Annotated in this window: 23 protein-coding genes and 2 pseudogenes; 12 read left to right on the top strand and 13 right to left on the bottom strand. The window is 65.1% G+C overall.

The window, feature by feature from the left end; translation table 11 throughout:
• Positions 1 to 128: 128 nt before the first annotated feature.
• The 4 genes and pseudogenes from AC6EUH_RS13430 to AC6EUH_RS13415 form a co-directional block, all read right to left on the bottom strand.
• Positions 129 to 1,004 (bottom strand): EamA family transporter, encoded by an 876-nt coding sequence (locus tag AC6EUH_RS13430; RefSeq protein WP_499738993.1) that lies wholly within the window; start codon positions 1,002 to 1,004, stop codon positions 129 to 131.
• A 120-nt stretch (positions 1,005 to 1,124) separates the two neighbouring features.
• Complete coding sequence (locus AC6EUH_RS13425; RefSeq protein ID WP_499738929.1) at positions 1,125 to 1,865, bottom strand: B3/B4 domain-containing protein; 741 nt, start codon at positions 1,863 to 1,865, stop codon at positions 1,125 to 1,127.
• Positions 1,858 to 2,160: a cupin domain-containing protein gene (locus AC6EUH_RS13420; RefSeq protein WP_499738992.1), complete on the bottom strand. Its 303-nt coding sequence runs from the start codon at positions 2,158 to 2,160 to the stop codon at positions 1,858 to 1,860. Before AC6EUH_RS13420 ends, AC6EUH_RS13425 begins: the two co-directional genes overlap by 8 nt.
• Positions 2,161 to 2,265: 105 nt before the next feature.
• Positions 2,266 to 2,463, bottom strand: a pseudogene (locus AC6EUH_RS13415) (helix-turn-helix domain-containing protein); the annotation flags it as partial.
• A gap of 313 nt (positions 2,464 to 2,776) precedes the next feature.
• Between AC6EUH_RS13415 and AC6EUH_RS13410 the strand changes: the two are divergent.
• Positions 2,777 to 3,157, top strand: a complete 381-nt coding sequence (locus AC6EUH_RS13410; RefSeq protein WP_056432095.1) for a PLDc N-terminal domain-containing protein — start codon at positions 2,777 to 2,779, stop codon at positions 3,155 to 3,157.
• A gap of 107 nt (positions 3,158 to 3,264) precedes the next feature.
• Entirely contained in the window at positions 3,265 to 4,095 is an 831-nt protein-coding gene (locus tag AC6EUH_RS13405) for a class II glutamine amidotransferase (protein WP_056432098.1), read from the top strand.
• A 66-nt stretch (positions 4,096 to 4,161) separates the two neighbouring features.
• Here the strand turns inward: AC6EUH_RS13405 and AC6EUH_RS13400 are convergent, their stop codons facing one another.
• The 4 genes from AC6EUH_RS13400 to AC6EUH_RS13385 form a co-directional block, all read right to left on the bottom strand.
• A complete protein-coding gene (locus tag AC6EUH_RS13400) occupies positions 4,162 to 5,565 on the bottom strand; it encodes a hypothetical protein (RefSeq protein ID WP_499738928.1) in 1,404 nt (467 codons plus the stop codon).
• Positions 5,566 to 5,739: 174 nt separating this feature from the next.
• Entirely contained in the window at positions 5,740 to 5,958 is a 219-nt protein-coding gene (locus AC6EUH_RS13395; RefSeq protein WP_056432102.1) for an SHOCT domain-containing protein, read from the bottom strand.
• Positions 5,959 to 5,987: 29 nt separating this feature from the next.
• The gene (locus AC6EUH_RS13390) at positions 5,988 to 6,416 is read right to left on the bottom strand and encodes a DUF6325 family protein (RefSeq protein ID WP_056432105.1); all 429 of its coding nucleotides are present in this window, start codon (positions 6,414 to 6,416) and stop codon (positions 5,988 to 5,990) included.
• Between the two features lie 323 nt (positions 6,417 to 6,739).
• Positions 6,740 to 7,213, bottom strand: a complete 474-nt coding sequence (locus AC6EUH_RS13385) for a potassium channel family protein (protein ID WP_235500277.1) — start codon at positions 7,211 to 7,213, stop codon at positions 6,740 to 6,742.
• A gap of 229 nt (positions 7,214 to 7,442) precedes the next feature.
• On the opposite strand from AC6EUH_RS13385, the gene AC6EUH_RS13380 reads away from it, so the two are divergent.
• From AC6EUH_RS13380 to cls, 4 genes are all read left to right on the top strand, one after another.
• Entirely contained in the window at positions 7,443 to 10,076 is a 2,634-nt protein-coding gene (locus tag AC6EUH_RS13380) for a helix-turn-helix transcriptional regulator (protein ID WP_499738927.1), read from the top strand.
• A 141-nt stretch (positions 10,077 to 10,217) separates the two neighbouring features.
• Positions 10,218 to 10,643 carry a hypothetical protein gene (locus AC6EUH_RS13375; protein WP_056432114.1) on the top strand — a complete coding sequence of 142 codons (426 nt, stop codon included), beginning with the start codon at positions 10,218 to 10,220 and terminating at the stop codon, positions 10,641 to 10,643.
• Between the two features lie 93 nt (positions 10,644 to 10,736).
• On the top strand, positions 10,737 to 11,123 hold the full coding sequence (locus AC6EUH_RS13370; RefSeq protein WP_056432118.1) for an SHOCT domain-containing protein: 387 nt from the start codon (positions 10,737 to 10,739) through the stop codon (positions 11,121 to 11,123).
• Between the two features lie 67 nt (positions 11,124 to 11,190).
• Positions 11,191 to 12,663: a cardiolipin synthase gene (gene cls / locus AC6EUH_RS13365; RefSeq protein ID WP_499738926.1), complete on the top strand. Its 1,473-nt coding sequence runs from the start codon at positions 11,191 to 11,193 to the stop codon at positions 12,661 to 12,663.
• Between the two features lie 33 nt (positions 12,664 to 12,696).
• Here cls and AC6EUH_RS13360 read toward each other — a convergent pair whose 3' ends face one another.
• Positions 12,697 to 13,386, bottom strand: a complete 690-nt coding sequence (locus AC6EUH_RS13360) for a DsbA family protein (protein ID WP_056432124.1) — start codon at positions 13,384 to 13,386, stop codon at positions 12,697 to 12,699.
• A gap of 96 nt (positions 13,387 to 13,482) precedes the next feature.
• Entirely contained in the window at positions 13,483 to 13,821 is a 339-nt protein-coding gene (locus AC6EUH_RS13355) for a YnfA family protein (protein ID WP_499738925.1), read from the bottom strand.
• Positions 13,822 to 14,248: 427 nt separating this feature from the next.
• Here AC6EUH_RS13355 and AC6EUH_RS13350 point away from each other — a divergent pair, with 427 nt between their 5' ends.
• Together AC6EUH_RS13350 and AC6EUH_RS13345 are read left to right on the top strand one after the other, a co-directional pair.
• A complete protein-coding gene (locus AC6EUH_RS13350) occupies positions 14,249 to 14,551 on the top strand; it encodes a DUF4193 domain-containing protein (protein ID WP_056432134.1) in 303 nt (100 codons plus the stop codon).
• A gap of 98 nt (positions 14,552 to 14,649) precedes the next feature.
• A complete protein-coding gene (locus AC6EUH_RS13345; RefSeq protein ID WP_056432138.1) occupies positions 14,650 to 15,669 on the top strand; it encodes a hypothetical protein in 1,020 nt (339 codons plus the stop codon).
• A gap of 47 nt (positions 15,670 to 15,716) precedes the next feature.
• On the opposite strand, the gene AC6EUH_RS13340 is transcribed toward AC6EUH_RS13345, so the two are convergent.
• The 3 genes from AC6EUH_RS13340 to AC6EUH_RS13330 form a co-directional block, all read right to left on the bottom strand.
• Complete coding sequence (locus AC6EUH_RS13340) at positions 15,717 to 16,130, bottom strand: YegP family protein (protein ID WP_499738924.1); 414 nt, start codon at positions 16,128 to 16,130, stop codon at positions 15,717 to 15,719.
• A 140-nt stretch (positions 16,131 to 16,270) separates the two neighbouring features.
• Positions 16,271 to 17,242, bottom strand: a complete 972-nt coding sequence (locus AC6EUH_RS13335; RefSeq protein WP_499738923.1) for a dienelactone hydrolase family protein — start codon at positions 17,240 to 17,242, stop codon at positions 16,271 to 16,273.
• Between the two features lie 119 nt (positions 17,243 to 17,361).
• Positions 17,362 to 18,093: a TetR/AcrR family transcriptional regulator gene (locus AC6EUH_RS13330; protein ID WP_499738922.1), complete on the bottom strand. Its 732-nt coding sequence runs from the start codon at positions 18,091 to 18,093 to the stop codon at positions 17,362 to 17,364.
• Positions 18,094 to 18,201: 108 nt separating this feature from the next.
• Between AC6EUH_RS13330 and AC6EUH_RS13325 the strand changes: the two genes are divergently transcribed.
• The 4 genes and pseudogenes from AC6EUH_RS13325 to AC6EUH_RS13310 form a co-directional block, all read left to right on the top strand.
• Entirely contained in the window at positions 18,202 to 18,912 is a 711-nt protein-coding gene (locus AC6EUH_RS13325) for a DUF2306 domain-containing protein (protein WP_499738921.1), read from the top strand.
• A 123-nt stretch (positions 18,913 to 19,035) separates the two neighbouring features.
• On the top strand, positions 19,036 to 20,049 hold the full coding sequence (locus tag AC6EUH_RS13320; protein WP_056432250.1) for an isopenicillin N synthase family dioxygenase: 1,014 nt from the start codon (positions 19,036 to 19,038) through the stop codon (positions 20,047 to 20,049).
• A 132-nt stretch (positions 20,050 to 20,181) separates the two neighbouring features.
• Entirely contained in the window at positions 20,182 to 20,436 is a 255-nt protein-coding gene (locus AC6EUH_RS13315; RefSeq protein ID WP_499738920.1) for a hypothetical protein, read from the top strand.
• 129 nt (positions 20,437 to 20,565) lie between these two features.
• Positions 20,566 to 21,170 (top strand): annotated as a pseudogene (locus AC6EUH_RS13310) (HNH endonuclease); the annotation flags it as partial.

The raw sequence follows: 21,170 nt of genomic DNA, 5'->3' as shown, positions 1-21,170 counted from the left end.
TCCTTTGTTTGAATCACGGTGAAGCAAAGCCTGCGGCGCATGCTGCTGGGCGGGCGGGTCAGCTGCGGGCACCTGAGGGCACCTGTGGGCAGGGAATCCTCCCGCAGCGACAGTTGTGGCGGACGCGCCTATTTGGAGGACTGTTGCCTACTTTGGTCCTTGGCCGACGAGGTCGGGGTCGGTGCGGGCGCCGGCGTGTTCGCGGAGTGCGGCTGCCGTCGGCCACCGCGCTGCGCGGCGGCGCCGGCAAGGACGACGAGCGTGATGCCGCCGAATTGGGTGAGCGAGGGCTGCTGGTGCAGCACGAGAAGCCCGAGTAGCACGCCGATGGCGGGTTCGAGGGCCATCAGGGTGCCGAACGCGGTTGGCGTCATCCGGCGCAGGGCGAGCATCTCGAGCGCCATTGGCAGCACCGGCATCAGGACGGCCAGCCCGCAGGCGGCGGCGAGGATACCAAGGTTGAGGTGTCCGGTGGACTGCGGGATGCCCGCGATAGCTGCGGTGGCAGCGGCGACGGGGATGGTGAGTGAGAGTGCGCCGATGCCCGTAAAGCGGTCGCCGATCCGCTGGGTGAGCACAATGTAGACGGCCCACCCGACGGCCGCGAGGCCCGCGAAGCCGATACCGGCGAGGTTGATCTCTCCGGCCCAGGGTTCGGTCAGCAGGACGACCCCGAGCAGCGCCAGGGCCGGCCAGATAAGCGCCTGCCCGCTGTGGCTGCGCACGGCCGCGACGGTCAGCGGACCGAGGAACTCGATCGCGACGGCGGTGCCGAGCGGGATACGTTCGATGGAGGCGAGGAAAGCGATGGTCATCAGTCCGGTGGCGACGCCCAGCCCCAGAAGCACGGGCACGTCGGGGCGGCGCAGCGCGCGCAATGGAGGCCGGGCAACGGCCAGAAAGACGAGCGCCCCCACGCTGAGCCTGAGCCAGGCGGTTCCGGCCGGCCCCACCGCCGCAATCAAATCCACTGACAGGGCCGAACTCAGCTGGACCGAGAGCATGGCGGCCACGGCCAGCCCCCACGGCGGCAGGGGAACATCTATGGGGGTGCGCTGGCTCACGGCTGACCCTTTCGGGCCTGCCGGTCAGCGATCGCGCGTAGCCGGGAGTGGATGAGCATGTCAGTGTCCTTCATCTCTGATTGTGCCGGCGGATATCAGGCGGCGGGCGGCCCTGACGTCGGGACCGAGCCGGGTCAGCCGGTCGGTCAGGTCCTCGGCTGCTGCGTGGAGTGCCGCGTCGGTCAGGGGTTCGAGTGCGTCGAGGATGAACAGCGCGGAGGTGGTGTGCTCGCCGAGCTGGGTGCGGCGTGCCTGGCGCCAGTTCCAGCGCCGGCAGGTCACGCCGGCGTCATCGCACCACACCACCTCGCCGGGTTCCGGGTGTTCGATCACCGCGGCGCCGGCGGTGGCGGTATCGAAGGGCTCCTCGCCGGTGGCGCAGACCAGCCGCGGCGCACCGCTGTAGCGGGTCAGATCCTCCCCGCCCAGCGGGATCTGGTGGAGCACCGAGACTGCGTTATAGAGATCGGTGAGACGGTTCACCCGGGGTAAGCCGGACGCCGCACGGCGCACCAGTGCCTCCAGGCTGTTGCGAGTGCGGTTCGGTTTGGCGCCGAAGCCCTGGTACGCCTCACGCCACGCAGCCACGTGCGGGAGCTGCTCGACCGGCCGGTCACTGACCAGCGCCCGGGCCGCGGATTCCGCCGCCCGCAGCAGTTCCTCACCGGCCGGGTCGCTCGGGCCCGGGACGAGTCCGTCAACGGCCAGCAGCAGCGCACGGTAGTCGGGCCGCAGCGCGAACACGGCGGCGTCAACCCGGCCGCCGTCTAGAAATTCCTGCAGCAGGCCCGGCTTACGCACCGGAGACCTCCGGCCGGCGTCCTGTCCCCACGCCCGGTTCGAAGACGGCCAGGGAGAACCTGGCCGATTCCGTTCCCGGATTCGTGTAGGAGTGTGCCACGTCGCCTGGGAACGTCACTGCGTCGCCTGCATCGAGGGTGACCGGTTGGCCTGCGACCTCGACGGTGACCGTGCCCTGCTGGACCTGCAAGAGCTCTTTGGTGCCCGATGTGTGGGCCTCGCTCACATGGTGGTCCCCAGGGCCCAGGATCCAGTCCCAGAGTTCCACCACGTCCGGCGGCTCGGTGCCAGCCACCAACACCCCGCGGCCCCCGGACTCACCGCTCCACAAGGTGGCGCCCTCACCACTGCGCGTGACTTTCACAGGCCTCGACCGAGGTGGCTCGACCAACGCCGGCAGCCCCACACCCAGGGCGTCACTGATCCTCAGCAAGGTTCCCACGCTAGGATTCGCGGCACCCTGCTCCACATTGACTACCATCCTGCGGCTTACCCCCGCAGACTCCGCCAGCTGATCCAGCGTCCAGCCTCGCGTTAGCCGCTCCTGCTTAACCCGGGAGCCGATGGCCAGCGCCAGGCTCGTTGTACCTTCATCCATAAGTGCAGCATACTGCACTTTTAGTGCATCGTACTAACGGCTCCTTAGGGTTTCGACCTGGTAGTCCGAGGAGAAGCCGTGGTGCTCACAGGACACCCTCCTCATCGGCCACTAAGCATGGCTAATTCACTGCCAGATAGCTCTGCGATTCACAGCCGGGGACGTCAGGCGGGGCGCTCTGATCACGCCGTCAAAGGGCCATTCCGGAGCACCGGCATTTGTGGGATGATGCGGGCATACGCGCCCAAGACCCGACGAAACGCTGGCTTTCCGGACCTGGGACCCGGGACACGCGGGCTGAAAGGGAATCGACATGACTTTCTGGGACTTCTTTTGGCTGATGATTTCGTTTCTACTTTATGTTTCATATCTGGTGGTTCTGTTTCTCATCGTCAAGGACATTTTCGCTGATTCGACCCGCACCGGATGGAGCAAGGCTGTCTGGGTGCTCGTCCTGATTTTCCTGCCGGTCTTTGGCGGTCTGGCATATTTGATTGCTTTCGGACAGTCCATGTCCTTGCGGCAGGCTGCCCGCCGCGACGTGGCGAAGGAAGATTTCGACGACTACGTCCGCCGGACGGCCGGAACCAACCAGGCGGAACAAATCGCCCAAGCAAAAACCTTGATGGACGACGGCGCCCTGACCGCCGACGAATTCGCCGCGGTAAAGGAACGAGTCCTTCGCCAGCAATGAGAACGGGCACGGTGGCCCCGACGGGTCACCCGCGGGAGATGATGCGCAGGCACCGTGCTGGTGGTGGAATCGTAATGGAAATCCGTCCTGAGTAGAAGGAGAGTGGCATGTGCCGTTGGCTTGCGTATTCGGGTTCTCCCGTGCGATTGGATGACCTTCTCTACAAACCCGCCAATTCGCTCGTTATGCAGAGCAAACATGCACGTATGGGAGTTGAAACCACCAATGGGGACGGCTTCGGCGTCGGCTGGTACGGGACCGCTCCTCTACCTGGTGTGTTCCACAGCACGGAGCCCGCCTGGCATGACCGCAACCTGCGCGAACTCGCAGGACAGGCCTCGGCTGGCCGCGTCTTCGCCCACATCCGTGCCACTACCGGCACGGCGGTCCAACAGACGAACTGCCACCCCTTCCGCCACGGCCGGTGGCTGTGGATGCACAACGGGGTTCTCGCGGATTTTTCGAAAGTGAAGCGTGACCTGGCCATGGCCGTCGAGCCGAGCCTCTATCCCGAGATCGAAGGGTCCACCGACTCGGAAATGTTCTTCTACCTCGCGCTCACCTTTGGCCTGGAGCGGGACCCCCGCGCAGCGGTCGCTGAGGCGGTTGGACTCATCGAAGACGTCGGACGGCGCCACGGCGTCGAGCATCCAATCCAGATGACCGTCGCGACCACCGACGGCGATACCACGTGGGCATTCCGCTACTCAAGCGAGGGCAACTCCCGGTCACTCTTCCACAGCACTGACATCGCTACTCTCCGTGACCAGTACCCGGACAACCCCTTGCTCCACGGCCTCTCGGACGACACCAGGCTGGTGGTATCCGAACCGCTGGGGGATCTCCGCGGGGCGTGGCAGGAGGTGCCGGATGCCACGTGCGTCGTTGTGCACGGGGGCGAGCAAGACCTGTACCCGTTTGCGCCGTCCTCGGCGTAGCTGTGTTCCCACGGACCTTGTGAACAGCGGGGACGCCACCGCGCAACCGGCAGTGGCGTCCCCGGCTCATGGCAGGGGGAGCGTTGGATTCGTTTGCTCCGGAGGTCCTGTCGTCACGGGTTCGGCGGCATGGGCGGCGACAACGGCCGGACGGCACAGGAGTTCGATAAGAAGAATCGCCAGGCCGGCCAGGACTGCCGTCCAGATGGCCACGGCCGCCGTCGGGTACTGCCAGAGGATGAGCACCAGCACGGCGACGCCGAGGATTGCAGCTTCCAGGATCCGCCGGTAGCGGGCCAGCCAGTACTGCCACTGCCTCGCGTGCCCGGCACCCACCTTTCCGGTCACGTAGTCTCCGGCGCTTGCAAGACCTCGCCGCACACGCTCGGCAGGGCGCGAATGGCCGCTCAGGAAAGCCGCTACGGCAATCAGCAAGCCCACGATAAAGACAAACCGCACGGCGGTTCTGAGAGGCACCACGAGGGTTTCAACGAGGCTTTCGGCCGCCGCCGGGGAGACCGTTGCCGACGGGATGGTGCTGAGGAAGATGTTCAGCCCGATGGCAAGTCCTAGGGCCAGTACCGCCATGGCCACTGCTATCCCCAACCCGAGGCGGCTCGTCGTCCGCCTCCTCCAGCCACGCGGCGCCACAGCAATGGCTCCAATAGCGCTCAGCACCGTCATCCAGGCCAGGATGGGGGCGGTCCGGTCCAGCGTTCGGATGGCGTCCGTGGCCCTGACGAGTTCGGGGGACTGCAAAAGCGTGATCTGTGCGTCGACTTCCGGAATCCGGGTCGCGATGTCCACTCCCTGCTCTACAAGCAGGGTCTTGACCCGGGCGATGATTTCCTTGGTGGAGATGGTGACTGTGCCGCTCTCGTCGATACTGACCGTGCCGCCGGTGTTGCCGGTAGCCAGGTTGACGATTCCCTGGTGGGCCACCCTGTTGACCTGGGTCCAAAGATCCTGGAACTGCGGGCTGGCAACGAATCTGGAAACGGCGGTGTGGATCAGCGTTCTGGTCTGCTCCGCGATTGCGGGCGCCAGCCCCGAGATCACGGCGGCCACACGCGGTGCGACTTTTCCGAGTTCGGTCATCGCGTCACGCGTGATGCCTTCGATGTCGACGGCTTCGGTGATCTGCGCGGTGACCTTGTTGGCGATCTCCGCCTGAATGGCAGGGTCCGAGGCCAACGGCGCGACGGTGGCCACGTAGCGGTCGGTATCGAGGACCTCACTGCGCAGGTACAAGGCCGGCACGGTGGCGCAGGCCAGAACGGCAGTCAGCACCACCAGGAAAACGGCAACAATCCGGCGGGCCAGGCCCGAGCCTTGTCCTGGTGGTTTCGGGATGGTGGTCTTTCCGGCCTTGTCCTTTTCGAGTTGAAGGCGGGCGACTTCGGCGCGTAACCGCCGTATTTCTTCCTGCTCGGGGCTGCCGGCGCTTTGGGCATCATTCGGGAGTGTCATGAGGGCGCGCCGCCGAGGTAGCTTCGCGCCGCACCAATGTGCCTACCCGGGCCGCGAGGGACAGGATGGGTCGGCACCGCCCGTAGCCCATGGACAGAGGCGACGCTGGTTGATCGCTTCACGGGAACCACCTCCAAAGTCTTGGTTCGGGTAAGGGAGCCTGGCTTCCCAGGCTCACATCAGGAGCCGGGCTTTCGCTGCGGCAAATTCGGCATCGGTGAGCAGACCGGAGCTGCGCAGCTCGGCGAGCCGGGAGAGCTGGTCGGCCAGTTCGTTTCCGCCTCGTGGCGGGGAAACGGGCGCGGGAGCGCCCCGGGACGGAGTGCCCGATAGGGCAGCGGTCCGGGCTACGGTGCCGAGCAGCCCTGGCCGGCCGGCTCTGGCAAATGGCATGAGGGGTCCTTCTTGTCGATGGATGTCTTTCAGCTTGTTGCGACGCCATCTGCTTCGATGGCCACGACGGCTTCTTCCTGCGGGATTCTGGCCTGCAGGGCCGTCACGCCTCCTGAGCGCCGTACTTCCTCTGAGAGCCGCTGCGCCCAGCGGTGTTCCAGGACCGCGACCAGCGCTGTTTCGTTGCTTTTAATGGCTCCGGCCGCCAATTCGACGTCGGCGTCGTTGAGCAGGGTCATGGGCCGGGAATCGAGGAGCATTCCAGTCCACGCCGCGGGCAGGTCATCGTGCAGGTCGCGGACATGCACGGCTCCCTCGCGATCCCTGCTCACAAGGACCAAATCTGCAAGGGCGACGGCCCCCGATTTGACCGTTTCGCTGAGTGCCTTGATCACGTTTGCGTCGATGGTCGGTTTCGGAAAGGCACAGATAATCACTTCCAGCGGACCGATCTTCATGTGAAGCTCCTGTTCCCGAGTCGGGCAGTCGTGACAATCCTTATTGTCCGTGCGGACCGCCGGCCCGGCCCCACCCGCGCAGGGTGATCTGTCGTTCCTGCGGTCGGAAACCCGCCGGCTGCGGACGAAGGTTCCGGACGGCGCCGCGGGGGCGCAGGATGCCGGTTTCTGGACAGTCTCAGGGCGGCGGGCGCAGGTTTCCGGTGGCCGTCGCCGCGTGATCATCCCTTTCGGGTGAGCGCCGACGGAATGATATAGCGTGGCACGGCAGGGCGTGGACAGCGGATGGACCGGGGAGGTGGCCGCGTCTGCGGGGCTCCAGGTCAGGGGGTGCCCAGCCGCCGTCCGGCCGCGAAGAACGCGACCTTGGCAACCAGCACGAGTGCACCCAAGCCGGCGATCATCTGGACTGTCACCACCGCCCTAGCGAGTTGGCTGACGGGCGTGATGTCGCCGAACCCGACAGTGGCGAACGTGACAGTCGTGAAGTACAGGGCGTCCATCCTGCTCAATGGTTCGGTAAACGCCCGCGGATCCGTTGTGGACATGGAGGTGTAGAGAAAACCGAAAAGAAACAGGAACATCAGCACGGTCTCGACGACGGCTTCGGCCGCGCGGACCTGGGGGACTTCCGCCGCGATAATCATGCGCAATTGAAGCACCAGGGCGCTGGCAAAAACGAGCAGGACTCCCGCGAGGCGGATCCAGGCCGCCGCAGGATTGTCTTCATTGAATCCGCCTATTGGAATAGCGAAGTACAGAAGAAGAATTACGGCCAGAAATGCTGCGAGCCGCATTGCCGCGACGATAAAAACGTGCCGCCTGGCGGCCCGGTCAAGTTGCCGGACAAAAACCGGGTTTTTCCGGCTACCCTGCTTTGTGGCCATGACTGATGTTACTCCCGAGCAAGTAGTGCGCGCCGGGCTGTGACCCGGGTCGGGGGAGCCCAGCATTTGCGCGAGGGGCGTACACACAAGGTCCTTATGACCCTATTGCACGAAATTACACCTCCCTACGATCAATTACGTGGGAGAACCGCTAATCACTTCCGAACGGGTGCCTGGTCCGCAGTTTAAGATCCGGCCTCCCCTGCGCGGTCTGGGGGCGCTGGAACGTCCGCGTCTCGAAGACGCGCTGGCTGCTGCCGCTGACGCCCACCGCCTGACTCTCGTTACCGCCCCCGCCGGCTACGGCAAATCAACGCTTTTGGGCGACTGGGTCCGGAAAAGCGATCTACCGTGTGCCTGGTTGTCGCTGGACCGCTTCGACACGCAACCGACACGGCTATTTCAGGGGGTCGTCGGGGCGATTCAGGCCGCTGCAGGGCCATTTCCTTTGCCTGGCACCGAAGCCGTGATGGCGTTGGACCAGAGCCTCGCCCATGACCGTGCAGCCTCCTACGATCTGCTGCTGGGAGCTCTGGAGCACCTGACGGAGCCGATCGTGCTGGTCATTGACGACGTCCAGTTGGCGGGACCGGAACTGGCCTCGGGAATTGTCGGTGTGCTCGCAGCCTCAGCCCCGCCGGCATTACGGCTGGTCCTTTCAGGGCGTGGACATCCCTCCATCCAGTTGGAGCGGCTCAGATACGGGGAAGGCCTGGGTGAGATCGGTGCTGCCGAACTGGCCTTTACCCGGGACGAAGTCTCCCGGTTTGCCGATTCGCTGGGGCAGGGAGCGGAATTCGACGCCGGATCACTCTGGACGCTGACTGGCGGATGGCCGGTCGCCGTCCACGCGAGCCTCAGCGCCCTGACGGAGGCCCGCAATGTGGCGGGCGGGATCACGAAAACCTTGCCCGCCCAACCCCCTCTAGGCGACTACATCGCGGAGGAGGTCCTGGGTCAATTTGATCCGTCACTGGTGGATTTTGTTTTACGCGCCACCTCCTGCGACTGGCTGGGCCGTCGGCTCGCCATAGAGCTGCATGGCCGGCCCGACGGCGGCATCCTGCTCGAAACGTGTCTCCGCCACGGACTCTTCATCGAAGAGCACGCATATCGCGGCGGTGAATCCATGTACCGTTGGCACTCGCTGTTCGCAGCGCAGTGCCGCAGGATATTGGAGCGGAGGGACCCGCTCCTCGCGGACCGGCTCCACCGCGTGGCGGCGCGCTATTACCAGGACACCGACGTGAGTGAATGCGTGGCCCGTGCCCTGCAGGCACATGCCCCCCGACTGGCTGTCCTGTCGCTCGGAGAGCACTGGCTGGAGTTCCTGCTCCGCAACGGCGCCCCCGCGCTTGAACAAGTGTGCCGGGATCTGCCACACCCGTGGAACGACGACCCCGAGATGCTGATGATCGGCTCAGTCTGCCGCGCCATTGACGGTGATGTCCCGGCCGCTTCGGAACTCACCCGGCGTGCGCTGGCGCGTACTTCAGTTTTGGATGATGCGCGCCGACGGAAGCTCGACCGGTGCCGTGCCCTCTTCGAACCTTTGCCTACCAGCCGGCGGATCGACTTGCGCAACCCTGACGCGGACGGCCGGTCGAAGGTGGACGCGGCAACGGAGGACTATCCTGCCACTTCCTCGGGCCTGTTCCAGCTGGCCCAGGCTGAGTTCAGGTTGCACCGCGTGGGGGACCAGGCGGCCGTCCTGCTCCAATCACCCGCCGGCGCGTCAAAACATCTGGGAAAGATGGAAGTTTGCGCCGAAGCAGAACTTGCTTTGGCGTTCGCGGCCGGTGGTGACCTTGCGGCCGCCGAGGATCATGCTACGCGGGCGTTGGAGCGCGCAGACGGGCTGGGCGGCGGTTCTCAGGATCAGATGGCGGCGGCCTGGCTGGCACGCGGAATAGTGTTCTACTGGCGGGATGAACTGAAGGGTGCCCGCGCCCATCTGGCTAAGGCGCAGCGGCTCGGCAGCACGTCCTCGCTTGGTCCGGTTAGCGCTGTGTACAGGGTGCTGGTTGACTGCGCGACGGGTGATCAAGCCCATCTCGCCGAGTCCAGCGCAGCACTGGAGTCCTTCCACGACCAGGGCCGCTACGGAGTGTCTTGGGAAGCCTTTTACACGATCGCCAGGGCGAAGATCGCGGAAGCCGAGGGCGACTTGGCCTGTGCGTTGACGATGGTTCGGTCTTTGGGGACCGGAGGGCATGCCCCTTTGGTGGACACGCTGCTGGCAGAACTCCTGCGTCGGGGAGGAGAGACCGGCGCCGCCGAACTCTGCACCAAAGCACTTATCGATCGAGATCGAAACCGATACCTCGATACCAGCATGAGCCTGACGGAGGCCCTGCTGGCCCACGGCAACGGGGACGACGCCCGAGTGCATGAGCGGATAGAACACGCGGTCCATCGGGCGGAGCCGCAGACTATCCTGCGCTCCTTTACCGAGCGGAGAGAAGAACTCGCGGAACTGCTGATTCAACACGCCGTCTGGGGGACCACCCATGAGTCGTTCGTCGCTGCCCGGATGGCACGCCATACGCAAGGTAACCCGCACCTCCGGACGCGTTCCTACTGGACCCTCACCGACCGCGAGCGCGAGGTCCTGGCCTACATGCGCTCGGTGATGACTGCGGCGGAGATCGCTGAGGCGCTGTTCATTTCCGTCAACACCGTCAAAACGCACGAGCGGTCAATCTACCGCAAGCTCGGTGCGGCAGGGCGGCGGGATGCCCTCAAGACGGCCGCCGAACGCGGAATCGTCTAATCAGGCCCGGCCCGGGAACGTCACCCGGCCGTAAGATTTCACCCGCCGCGGGTGAGGACGCCTCCCGTGCTGACACACAGAATTGTCATAAGTGCCATTTGGTCGGGCTGGGGACAATGCCTCCAGGAAAGGAACCTCCACATGCCAACGAAAGCACATCCGCTCCTCGCAGGATCCATCGCGCTCGGAGCAGCACTCGCGTTGCTGACCGGCTGCGGTAGCACGGATACTCCGCAGGAGAACGAGTCGCAGGTCTGCGCAGCTACCAAGGCCTACGCCTCTGCCTTGACGAGTTTCAAGGACGCGCTGACGCCAACGTCCACGGTGGACCAGGTCCGTACCGCGAGGGAAGAAGTTGTGAAGACCCATAACGAACTCCTCGATGCGAGCGAGGCCGTGGCCAAGGACCGGGTGGATGCCGTCAAGGAGGCTGAGCAGAGTCTTGACCGCGCCGTCAAGGACGTTCCCGACGACGCGACACTGGCGCAGGCCCGGGCTTCCTTGCGGGACGAAGCTGTGAAAGTCCAGGCGGCACTGAGCGACCTCGGAACCGCAGCCAGTTGCTAAAGCCCGTCCGTCAGGGGGAATTCACCTTCGATTTCTTCGCATGGCCGTATATCGATCGATGCCGCATTAGTTAGTTGAAAGCAGGGTGGACAAATGAGTTTCTGGGAGAATTTTTGGGATATCTTCTGGTGGTTCTTCACCGCGTGTGTCTTCTTTGCCTACCTGTTTGGGCTATTTGCGATCATCGGTGACATTTTTCGCGATCACGGGCTGAGCGGCTGGTGGAAAGCAGTCTGGATCTTCTTCTTGGCTTTCCTGCCTTTTGTGACCCTCTTGGTGTATCTGGCTGCCCGGGGCGATGGCATGGCTGAGCGTTCCGTGGAACGTGCCCGGCGGGACCAGGACGAGGCCGATTCCTATATCCGCAAGGTCGCCACCCCGAGCCCCACAACAGAGATTGCCCAAGCCAAGGCGCTGTTGGACGCAGGAACCATCAGTGCCGAAGAGTTTGAAAGAATCAAGAGCCGGGTGCTGGTCTGAAGCCGCTCGTGGCCCTCCCGACCCGTCGGACAGACTTCGGTCCCGGCAGAAGAGCCAGCAGGTAGCCGTGCGCGAATTCCTCCAGGATCCTGAAGCCGTCGCTGCACTTCTGCTGGCGGCCCATATCTTCGTCGTGGCGATTGCAGCTGTGCTGGTATCGGTGAATCGTCCCCCGTCGTCTGCCATTGCCTGGGTGCTCGCCATCATCTTCATACCGGTGCTCGGCGCTATTGTGTTCTTCTTTGTCGGGTACTCGAAACTGCCCAAGGTCCGCCGTGACAAGCAACAGGAGGTCAACGAGCTGGTTCTGGCCCGGACCGCAGGCAGCACACTCATCAGCGAAGGCCGTGACTGGCCGGAGTGGTTGCACTCGGCGGTGGCATTGAACAACAACCTGGGGGCCCTGCCCATGGTGGAAGGCAACCGTGCCGAGCTGATGGATGACTATGACGGCACCTTTGACGCAATGATCAAGGACATCGATTCGGCCGCCAAGTATGTGCACGTGGAGTTCTACATCATGTCACTCGATGCGACCACCGAACCCTTCTTCCAGGCGCTGGCCCGTGCCACGGAACGGGGTGTCGCCGTAAGGGTGTTGTCCGATCATCTGGCCGGCCTCATCTTCCCGGGCCGGAAGGAAACCCTGAAATACCTTCAGGACATGGGCGCGGAGTATCACCCGATGCTGCCGGTGCGGCCGTGGCGGGGTGAGTGGCAGAGGCCTGACCTCCGCAACCACCGCAAGATCGTCGTCGTCGATGGCCGCGTCGGCTTCACCGGATCCCAGAACCTTATTGACTCCAGTTACAACAAGAAGGGCAACCTGAAACGCGGACTCAGGTGGCACGAACTGATGATGCGCATTGAAGGCCCCGTCGTCCGCGAGCTGGACGCGGTATTTGCGACCGACTGGTACAGCGAAGCGGACGTTCTGCTGCCGCTGGCCGCCAGCTCCAGTTCCATCGCCGGCAGCCAGGGCTCGGCGCTTATTGACGCGCAGGTCCTGCCCAGTGGCCCGAGCTTCGCCAATGACAACAATCTGAAGCTCTACGCAACGCTCATCCACAAGGCCGAACGCCGGGTCAGCATCACCAGTCCCTACTTCGTGCCGGACGAATCCATCCTGATGGCCATTGTCACTGCCGCTGCGCGGGGTCTCGACGTCGAGCTCTTTGTGTCCGAAGTCGGCGACCAGATGTTGGTCTACCACGCGCAGCGTTCCTACTACGAGGCCCTGCTCCGCGCCGGCGTCAGGATCTACCTCTACCGGGCGCCCCAGGTCCTGCACTCGAAGCACTTCACCATTGATGAGGAGGTGGCGGTGATTGGGTCCAGCAACATGGATGTCCGCTCCTTCAGCCTCAACATGGAAGTATCCGTTTTGGTGCATGGACGCGGTTTTGTTGACTCGATTGGCGTGATCGAAGACCGGTACCGGGCGAACAGCCTCGAGCTGCGGCTCGAGGACTGGATGCGGCGGCCGGCGGCCCAGAAAGCTTTCGATAACCTGGCGCGCCTGACCGCATCCCTTCAATAGGCAAGGCCTGCCGGGCAGGGGAGGCCATGGTGCCTATTCGGCGGCGTCGCTGAGCAGCTGCCGGAACTCGGCTTCCGTATTCAGGACCAGCTTCTTGCCGTTGAGGAAAAATGTGGGTGTCCCGGTGACGCCCAGTGCCGTGCCGTCCGCGGCATCCTTGCGGATACGTTCCAGGGTTGCCTCGTCAGCCACGGCGGCGTCGTACTTGGCCAGGTCCAGTCCCAGTTCCTGCGCGAAGCTCCGGAACACGGGAGCCTGGGAATCCTGCTTTCCGCCCCACTGGTCCTGGGTTTCAAAGAGCTTCGCTGCCATTTGCTGGTACTTGCCCTGCTGAGCGGAAGCTTCCACAGCCAGGGCAGCGGTACCCGAGTTCCGGTGCCCGGTCAGCGGGAAGTAGCGGTTCACGAAAGTGATCCGGTCGCCGTATTCCTGCTTCAGTTCCTCGACGAGCGGATGGGCGGCGCGGCAGGACTCGCATTCGAAGTCCAGGAACTCGACCAACTGGGCCTTCTCGACAGCGGGGGAGGTGAGCCGGTGGCTGTCCTCGCGGACCAGCTGCGCGGTGGCCGCCGCCTGCGGAGCCGCCGGGGCGGGCCTGTTCATGGCGAAGACCGCATACCAGACGAGGCCGGCCGCAATAATGGCCCCCATCAGGATCCAGAGAACCAGGCGTACCTTTTTGTCCGTGTCTGCCGGGGCGGGTGTCGCCGTCGTCTTCGTCATCAAACTGCTTTCTGGTCGTGGTGGGGATCGGGGTTGGCCGGCAGTGCGGGAGCCGGCAGGCGAAACGCCGTCGGGTGCGCAGGAGGCTGAGGTGATTCAGCTGCCGCTGCGGGGCGCGAACATGATCATGGCCACACCGAGCAGGCAGATTACGGAGCCCATGATGTCCCATCGGTCGGGCCGGAACCCGTCGAAGATCATGCCCCACGCGAGCGAGCCGGCCACAAAGACCCCGCCATAGGCGGCAAGGATGCGCCCGAAGTGCGCATCCGGCTGGAGGGTCGCCACGAAGCCGTACGCGCCGAGGGCTAGGACGCCAAGTCCGGCCCACCACCAGTCCTTGCCCTCACGGACCGATTGCCAGACCAGCCAGGCCCCACCTATTTCGGCCACAGCGGCGAGGGCGAACAACACGACCGATTTTGCAATAGTCACGGACCCATCATGGCAGGCCCGGTGCAGACAGCACTGCTTTAGGAGTCCGGCCAGTTCCGGGAACCGTCGAGGCCGCACCCCTGGCGGCTGCATTGCCGGGCACTCACGCGCCAGTCGGGCTGATTGGACGTGACCGAGCGTTCGTCCTTCCAGATCGGAATGACCCTGGAGCCGCACTCCCGGCAAGGCGGCTCCACATGTGCGCGTCTTTGCGCCTTGTTCATAATTTCCCCCAAGAAATCTTCACCAACAGCCTTAACTCTAACGTTTGTACAAATAAAATCCAGCCACGTCCTGACCGAAAAGCGTCAGGCGGCGGCGCGTTGCCGGGTCCCGCCCCGAGCTGTGGGGCCCGGGAGGGAATACTGGAGCAGTCCTGTCTGTTGAATACCTATCCAGGCAATCCGAGGAAGAGGGAAACACCCCAGTGGCAACCGATTACGATGAAGTACGCTCCGACGTCAAGGAATCGCAGGACAGGTCTCTCGAGGCCCTGCAATCTGCGAATGCCCCCGACGCCCGCAGTGTGGTGCGTGAGTTGGATGAAGCGGATTCGCTGGATGGCGCCTTGGTCCCGGGTGGAGAAATCGTCGCTGAGGAGTTGACCGTCCAGGTCATTCCGCAGGCGGAGGATGAATTCACCTGTTACTCGTGCTTCCTGGTCCGGCATCGCTCCCAAATCGCGCGCGAAAAGAACGGCCACCTCTATTGCGTTGAATGCGAAGGCTAAACTCCGGCGCCCGGAACACCCGCATGGAACACCCCGCCCGGGACAACACTGACGGAACAACCCGTTGACGAGAAAACTCCGGGCACTACAATCGGCGCATGACCGTACTGGACTGGCTGCTGGATTCTGATCCCGCTATTCGCTGGCAGGCGCTGCGGGATCTGGCCGGAGCGCCTGCCGACGCCGTCGCTGCCGAGCGCGCACGCGTGGCCACCGAGGGGTGGGGCGCCCGGCTGCTGGCGCTGCGCGGCGGGGACGGCCAGTGGGCCGGGGGAGCGTACTTCCCGGCGCACGGCGGCGATCCCGACGTCGGGCTGTCCGGTGGTGCCGATGCTCCGTACAGCCAGACGGAACCCGCCGGGGACGATGCGTCCGACAACGGGAGCCAGCCATGGACCGCCACCACGTACAGCCTCCTGCAGCTGCGTGACTTTGGCATCGATCCCTTGGGTGACCAGATGCGCCGGACCGTGACGCTCGTGCGGGAGAACTGCCGCTGGGAGGAAGGCGGGCAGCCCTTTTTCAGCGGCGAAGTGGAGCCCTGCATCAACGGAATGGCCGTTGGGCTCGGGGCCTACTTCGGCCAGGATGTCGACGCCGTGGTGGCCCGGCTTGTCAGCGAGCAGCTCGACGACGGCGGGTGGAACTGCTGGGCGGAACACGGCGCGGTGGTTTCGTCGGCCGCGACAACAATCAACGTGCTCGAAGGGCTGCTGGCCCACGAACAGGCGACGGGCGGTTCGCCGGAATCCATCGAAGCGCGGCGGCGGGGCGGGGAGTACCTGCTCGAACGGCAGCTGTTCCGGCGCAAAAGCACCGGCGACGTCATTGATCCGGCCTGGCTCGAGTTCTCATATCCCACCCGATGGCACTACGACGTGCTCCGCGCACTGGAGTACTTCAGGACTGCCGGTGATCCGCCCGACCCGCGGATTGCTGAAGCCATCGCCCTGGTCCGGTCCAAGCAGCAGCCCGACGGCACCTGGCTCCTGGAAAACACGCATCCCGGCCGGATCCACTTCGAGCTGGAGGGCGGAGACGGCCGGCCCAGCCGGTGGAACACCCTGCGGGCGTTGCGGGTGCTGCGCTGGTACGAGGCCGGCCAGGGCGTCCGCTAGCCAGGCAGTCCGCGAGGAACACGCGGCGTGGGTTACTGAGGCACGGGCTATGCCGCGCCGATCCACTTGGGGGCGGCGGTCGCCCGTCGGGTTGACCCTGCCCGGGCGTGGATGTCGTCGCCCCGCTGAAGCCAGGTAGGACGGGGACGCGTGCCGCCGCAGGGGCGGGCCGCACTTTCCGCCGGCAGTATCCCGCTTCGCGTCCCGCCCTCGGGGCAAAGGTCGGTCACCAGCCCCATGCCGGCGCATTCCCGTACCGCGGCGATGCCGGCGACGGCAGCCGGCTTGTCGCTGAATGCAGCCGACTCGGCCACAACGGTTCCGTCCGGCGCCTTGAGTCGGAACCGGAAAAGCGCCTCCCCGTCAACAAACACTTCAAACGTCCCGGCCATGTCAATCCTTCCGGTCTGCGGGGACCGCTCCTCGGCATCTTCTATACCGTTGAGCTGGCCGGAACGCATAGCGGCGCCCTCGTCCCGCTGCTCTGGTCGAACGGTCCCTAGGGATCCGTTCATGTGGTGATAACCAGTCTGTTGGAGGCGCCCGGGGCCTCACAAGACAAGGCAGGTAAACCCTGGGTAAAAGCTGTGCAACGCCGTGCTCAGACGTAGCGGGTAAACCAGGCGAGTGTGTCGTTCCAGGCCGCGGTGGCCTGCGCCTCGTCGTAGCGCTGCCCGGTGTCATTGTGGAAGGCATGGTCGACGCCGGGATAGACGGTGAGCTGGTGGCGTACGTCCGTGGCGGCCAGGGCATCCCGCAGCGCCGGCAAGGCCCCGGTGATCCGCTGATCGAGTTCAGCGTAGACGCCGAAGACGGCCGGCTTGATCGCCGGAACCTTTTCGAGGTCGGGGGAGGGCCCGTAAAACGCCGAGGTCGCCTTCAGTCCCGGAAGCTCCGTCGCGGCCTGCCAGGTGATGCCCCCGCCGAAGCAGTATCCGGTCATAGCGATCCGGCCCTCGTCGACGAAGTCTTGTGACTGCAGGTAATCGAAAGCCGCGGCGAAATCAGAGACGTGGCGTTGGGAGCCGGCTGCTGTCAGCGCTCCGGGGACGGCGTCGCGGTCCATGGCCGCTGTGCCCCCTTCCCGGCTGAGCAGGTCCAGGGCCAGGGCAGCGTAGCCGGCCTTGGCGAAACGGCGTGCCACATCCTGGATGTGCGGGGTCAGCCCGCGGTTCTCGTGGCAGATCAGCACGGCCGGACCGGGGGTGCCCGATTCTGGCCGGGCGAGGTAGGCGCTGATGTCCGTTCCGTCGGCGGGGAACCGTACGGTTTCCGTCACGAGGCCCGGAGCGCCCTCAGGAACAGAGAGGGGGCTCTTGGCGCCCGGCACCGGACCCGCGGAAGCGGTAAGGGCTCCCGTGCCCGAAGGGCCGGGGGTGGGCATGGGATCGGTGCTGCGCGGGACTTCCTCCGGCGTGCAGCCCACCGTCAGCATGGCGGCCGACGCCGCCGCCATACTGCCGGTAATAAAGGCCACGCGGCGCGTGAACGTGCGCTGGCTCAGGGCGCCGGAGCGGTAATCGTCGAAGAATTCCTCGATCAGGTACTTCTCAAACTTGCCAAGCGTAGTCATGGAAGGCCTCCCGGAGTGTGCGCATATCCTCCTCCGAAGTCCCTGGCCAGGCAAGGGCGCGTCTTGTCCGGGCCGGCGTCTGGCCGGATAACCCACAGTGGTCCGCGGCCCCACAGAGTTTAGCGACGGTCCAGCTTTGCCTGCCGCGATGACCAGCCCTGTTCGTGCAACCGCTCAAAGCCGTCTAGGAGCAAATCCAGGGCGAACTCGAACTCAAATTGGTCGTCGCAACCGTGTCCGACGACGGAACTCCCGTCGTGGGCCGCCGCCGTGGCGATCGCCACGATGTTCGGATACCGCTCCGCCATCTGCTGCATCATGGCGGCCTGGGCTTCGGGAGGCACCTCCGCCGGGGATTCCGCCGTCGGCCCGGACTGGTCATCGAACAGTTCCTGGGTGAAGCCCCACATTCGGCCGCCGATGGCATGCATTACATGGTGCGTGAGGTCGGCGGAGAATCCGCCGGCCAGGAACATGCCAGCGAAGGACTCCATGTAATCCAGCACGGCGGCTGTCTTGGTGGTGCGGGATTCAATCACCTGGCGGGCCCAAGGGTGCCGCTGCAGCGCACGTCTCGCCGACAGCACCCGCAAGCGGACGGTACTCTTCCAGTCCGTATGGGTGACCGGGGGATCAATCTCGCCGATGAGGCTCGCGACCATCCCGTCGAGTAGCTCTTCTTTGTTTGCGACGTGCTTGTAGAGCGCCATCGGCACCACGCCGAGCTCTTCGGCGAGCCTGCGCATGCTGAGCGACTCGAATCCCACATCGTCAGCGAGTTCGACGGCGGCCCGCAGCACCCGCTCCCTGTTCAGGGGCGTGCGGCGGGTGGCCTCCAGCTGCTGAGTCATCCGCACAACCTTTCCCTAGCAGTTACCTCTTGACAAGTGTACCGCGTACACCTACCGTTGGGCGCGTCAGGTGTACGTCGTACACCGCAGAAATCTAGGACCAGGCTCATGACAACAAGACCCAGTACCTCCCGCCCGTCCATCAGGCGCCGCGGGCCCCAGTGGCCTGTACCGGCGGCGCTGATCCTCCTGAGCCTGATCCCGGTGATGGCCGGCGCGGCAAGGTTGACGGAACTGACCGGCGGCGCTGCCATCACAGCGCAGAACGCCCGGTTCTTTGCCTCGCCCGTCCCCGTCGTCATCCACATCGTGAGTGTCACCATTTACAGCCTGCTTGGGGCGTTCCAGTTCGTCCCCGCCCTGCGGGGAAGGCGCGGCTGGCACCGCGCCGCCGGCGCTATTCTCATTCCGGCCGGGCTGCTCGCCGGGCTCTCCGGCCTGTGGATGTCGGCGTTCTACCCGCTCCCGGACGGCACCACCGACGTCCCGATCCGGCTCTTCTTCGGTTCGGCCATGCTGGTCAGCCTCAGTCTGGGCATCGGCGCGATCCGGCGCCGGGATTTCGTGCGGCACGGCGCGTGGATGACGCGCGGTTATGCCATCGGAGTGGCCGCGGGAACGCAGGCCGTGGTGATCTCCGCCTGGCTGCTGCTCGTGGGCACCCCCGACGAGCGGACCAAGGCACTGCTGATGGCGGCGGCCTGGGTGATCAACCTCGCTGTCGCCGAGTACGTCATCCGGCGACGGGCCAGAACGTCCGGCCGGACGGTGCGTAGTGCCGACCGCCCGGTCCGGACCGGCGCGGGAGCCTCGCGATGAGGGCCAGCGGCGCCCTCCGAAAGTCTTAATTCGACATCTGAATGTCCTCCGGAGCGGCTAGATCCGTAACATTGGAGCTAATACGGTCCGCAACTTGCCATGTTCACCGAAAAGGACTATTGGATGCCACTCGAATCATTGCCCGTCCTGGACTTCTCCCGTTTGAGCGCGGGTCCCGAGGAGGCCGCGCGGTTCCGGAACGAGCTACGGGACGCCATGCACGAAGTGGGCTTCCTCTACCTGGCCGGACACGGGATCCCGCAGGAGCTGACGGATTCCATGCTTGACGTGTCCCGGCGCTTCTTCGAGCTGACCGACGAGCAGAAGCTCGCCGTCGAGAACGTCCACAGCCCGCAGTTCCGTGGCTACACGAGGGTCGGCGGCGAGCTCACGGACGGCGCGGTGGACTGGCGCGAGCAGATCGATATCGGCGTCGAGCGTGCTGCCGTGGAGCCGGGGCCCGGCGTCGCCGATTATTGGCGTCTTGAGGGACCCAATCTGTGGCCGGATGCCCTGCCCGAAATGCGGGGGATTGTTACCGAGTGGACTGAACGGCTGAGTGCCGTCTCGCTGACCCTCCTGCGGGAGCTGGCGGTGTCCCTCGGGGCACCTGCGGACACCTTCGACGAGGCCTTCGCCTCGCGTGCCTTCCCGGTGCTCAAGATCGTGCGGTACCCGGGGGAGTCCAATCCGGAGCCCAAGCAGGGTGTGGGTTCCCACCGCGACGGCGGGGTCCTGACCCTGCTGCTTGTGGAGCCCGGGAAGGGCGGACTGCAGGTGGAGTACCAAGGACAATGGATCGATGCCCCGCAGGTTCCGGGTACGTTCGTGGTCAATATCGGCGAGATGCTCGAACTGGCCACGAACGGCTACCTCAAGGCGACCCTGCACCGCGTGATCTCTCCTCTGCGGGGCACGGACCGGATATCGCTTCCCTTCTTCTTCAACCCCGCGCTGGACGCGACGATGCCGCAGCTCGCGGTGAGCCCGGAGTTCCAAGCCAAGGCGCGCGGCCTGTCCGTCGATCCGACGAACAGCCCAATCCTTGAAACCTATGGAGACAACGCCCTCCGCTACCGGCTCCGGGCCCATCCCAACGTCGTCGCCGAGCACCACTCGGATCTGCAGAGGGCCTGAGCCGGCGCCACGATGACGCTGCGCAGCCAGTCCAGCCGCCAGCCACTGCACCGGTGACGGTTCGACTGCGGGTGCCAGAGCAGGTCAACGACTCTTGGGGGACGCTTGTTCAACCGCAGCCAACTGCTCTTCATGCTGGGATTAGTCCTGACGGCCGTCGGTGTAGCGGTGGCCTTTGCCGTGCGTTTTCTGTCGTTCGCCCGGTGTATGCACGTCGAGGATCTGGGCCTGGACGTGGATCCGGCCGTGGGACCGGAACTGTTCACCCTGCTTGTCGCACCAACGGTGGCCGAGCGGACGTTCTTCTACTTGTCGGTGGGCATTGTCGCAGTTGGTGTGGTCCTGCTGATTGTGGGTCTGCGGCTTCGTTCGAGGCCTGCCCGCTAGTTGCCTTGGGCAGCGGGATTCACGGCACAAGGAGGGTCCTCCGCCGGGGTTCAGCAGGTTCTAAGCTGCGGGGATCTGACGCCGTGCCGTCGGCGAAAAAGTGTCGCAGGTGCCCGATAGCGTGTATTCATGGACGGCAAGCAGGGGCCCGACGCATTTCGACCGGCTGGGACGCGTCATCCGGCTGGCGCAGGTGAGCCGGCAGTGGGGTGCGGCTGCGCCTCTAATTGCGGGGAACAGCACGAAACGGGAGATGCCGGCATAGTGCTGGGCGGCGATGTGGCTGAGCTGAACGGTGCGCAATTGATTGCTGAAATCCGGGCCTTGGAAGACCAAAAGTCTGCCCTGGCTGCCCGTCAGGCACGTTTGTCCGTCGCGTTCGATCTGTTGCAGCGCGGTGAACAGGCCGACGCCGGGATGCCGGCGGCCGAGCTCGGGGCCGGGGTCGGCGCGCAGATTGCCCTGGCCCGGCGCGAATCCCCGGCAAAGGGCAGCAGGCTCCTCGGCCTGGCCAAAGCCCTCGTCACCGAAATGCCCCACGCCCTCGCTGCGTTGGAGGCCGGGCAACTCAACGAATGGCGCGCCACCCTCCTGGTCCGGGAGACCGCGTGCCTGTCCGCGGCGGACCGCACCGCCATCGACGAGGAGCTCGCCGCCGACACCGGGACGTTCGACGGCGCCGGGGACCGGCGCATCATCGCCGCGGCCCGGGCCGCGGCCTACCGCCGGGACCC

The organism is Arthrobacter sp. 001422645 (assembly GCF_059816125.1).
The sequence above is the reverse complement of the archived record's forward strand: the minus strand, read 5'-3'. Positions and strand labels throughout refer to the sequence as shown.

Coding starts and splice junctions, on each gene's coding strand:
- AC6EUH_RS13430 (WP_499738993.1), bottom strand. CDS start 1,004: ATGCTCTCGGTCCAGCTGAGTTCGGCCCTGTCAGTGGATTTGATTGCG.
- AC6EUH_RS13410 (WP_056432095.1), top strand. CDS start 2,777: ATGACTTTCTGGGACTTCTTTTGGCTGATGATTTCGTTTCTACTTTAT.
- AC6EUH_RS13405 (WP_056432098.1), top strand. CDS start 3,265: ATGTGCCGTTGGCTTGCGTATTCGGGTTCTCCCGTGCGATTGGATGAC.
- AC6EUH_RS13400 (WP_499738928.1), bottom strand. CDS start 5,565: ATGACACTCCCGAATGATGCCCAAAGCGCCGGCAGCCCCGAGCAGGAA.
- AC6EUH_RS13395 (WP_056432102.1), bottom strand. CDS start 5,958: ATGCCATTTGCCAGAGCCGGCCGGCCAGGGCTGCTCGGCACCGTAGCC.
- AC6EUH_RS13390 (WP_056432105.1), bottom strand. CDS start 6,416: ATGAAGATCGGTCCGCTGGAAGTGATTATCTGTGCCTTTCCGAAACCG.
- AC6EUH_RS13385 (WP_235500277.1), bottom strand. CDS start 7,213: ATGCGGCTCGCAGCATTTCTGGCCGTAATTCTTCTTCTGTACTTCGCT.
- AC6EUH_RS13375 (WP_056432114.1), top strand. CDS start 10,218: ATGCCAACGAAAGCACATCCGCTCCTCGCAGGATCCATCGCGCTCGGA.
- AC6EUH_RS13370 (WP_056432118.1), top strand. CDS start 10,737: ATGAGTTTCTGGGAGAATTTTTGGGATATCTTCTGGTGGTTCTTCACC.
- AC6EUH_RS13360 (WP_056432124.1), bottom strand. CDS start 13,386: ATGACGAAGACGACGGCGACACCCGCCCCGGCAGACACGGACAAAAAG.
- AC6EUH_RS13345 (WP_056432138.1), top strand. CDS start 14,650: ATGACCGTACTGGACTGGCTGCTGGATTCTGATCCCGCTATTCGCTGG.
- AC6EUH_RS13340 (WP_499738924.1), bottom strand. CDS start 16,130: ATGCGTTCCGGCCAGCTCAACGGTATAGAAGATGCCGAGGAGCGGTCC.
- AC6EUH_RS13335 (WP_499738923.1), bottom strand. CDS start 17,242: ATGACTACGCTTGGCAAGTTTGAGAAGTACCTGATCGAGGAATTCTTC.
- AC6EUH_RS13330 (WP_499738922.1), bottom strand. CDS start 18,093: ATGACTCAGCAGCTGGAGGCCACCCGCCGCACGCCCCTGAACAGGGAG.
- AC6EUH_RS13325 (WP_499738921.1), top strand. CDS start 18,202: ATGACAACAAGACCCAGTACCTCCCGCCCGTCCATCAGGCGCCGCGGG.
- AC6EUH_RS13320 (WP_056432250.1), top strand. CDS start 19,036: ATGCCACTCGAATCATTGCCCGTCCTGGACTTCTCCCGTTTGAGCGCG.
- AC6EUH_RS13315 (WP_499738920.1), top strand. CDS start 20,182: ATGCTGGGATTAGTCCTGACGGCCGTCGGTGTAGCGGTGGCCTTTGCC.